Source organism: Marinobacter confluentis, assembly GCF_004785685.1.
GTDB lineage: Bacteria > Pseudomonadota > Gammaproteobacteria > Pseudomonadales > Oleiphilaceae > Marinobacter > Marinobacter confluentis.
This window is the reverse complement of sequence record NZ_SRPF01000080.1, coordinates 1-304: the sequence shown is the minus strand read 5'-3', so window position 1 is coordinate 304 and position 304 is coordinate 1. Positions and strand designations below refer to the sequence as shown.

The window sequence follows — 304 nt, the reverse complement described above, 5'->3', positions numbered from 1 at the left end:
AGATTGATAAAAATCTGTCCTGCCAATTTTCCTTCGATTCCTCTTGTCTTTAGAATTGCGGAAATTTTTTGGTTTTTTAATTTTAATATTTCCTTGATTAGTCGAGTTAGCGTGTCGAGGTTTATCTTAATTTGACCGCTTTGACTAACCTTGATTGTTGTTTTTTCTCTTTCTTCGCTTTCTTTGTCTAAAATTACATCTGAAATTTTCATTCTAAATTTTTCTCACTTTATAATTTTTAAATTAAAATTTCAGTAAAATTTCGCTTAATAAAATAAGCTCTTATTTTCGTATTTGAGTACTT

General features: G+C 27.3%; 1 protein-coding gene. It reads right to left on the bottom strand.

The window, feature by feature from the left end; all coding sequences use genetic code 11:
* Positions 1–212: hypothetical protein (locus tag E5Q11_RS17635; RefSeq protein ID WP_135804729.1), on the bottom strand; the 212-nt coding region annotated here is incomplete at its 3' end.
* Positions 213–304: the final 92 nt, after the last annotated feature.